The sequence below is a fragment of the Leifsonia sp. SIMBA_070 genome (assembly GCF_046534635.1).
Lineage (GTDB): Bacteria > Actinomycetota > Actinomycetes > Actinomycetales > Microbacteriaceae > Leifsonia.
The window spans coordinates 1-258 of the sequence record NZ_JAWRYK010000523.1; the positions used below are offsets into that span (position 1 = coordinate 1).

The window sequence follows — 258 nt, forward strand, 5'->3', positions numbered from 1 at the left end:
CTCAGCGCAGCGCCGCGACGAGCAACTCGGCCAGGCGGCCGGGCCGCGAGAACTGGGGCCAGTGGCCGGACCCGATCAGCACGACCTCCACCTGCTCGATCTGCCGAAACTCCGCCGCGGCGGACGGCCACTCGGCCATGATCACTGCGAGCTCCTCGGCGTCTACGGATCCCATGAGCATCGTGACGGGGATTCGGAACCGATCGGGGTTCGACAGGGCGATGGGATCCACGGTCACGCCCGGCGGCACGCTGCGCG

General features: G+C 70.5%; 1 protein-coding gene. It reads right to left on the reverse strand.

The window, feature by feature from the left end:
- Nucleotide 1: 1 nt before the first annotated feature.
- Nucleotides 2-258 (reverse strand): alpha/beta fold hydrolase (locus SB754_RS21290; RefSeq protein WP_410784327.1); only part of this gene is annotated, 257 nt, incomplete at its 5' end.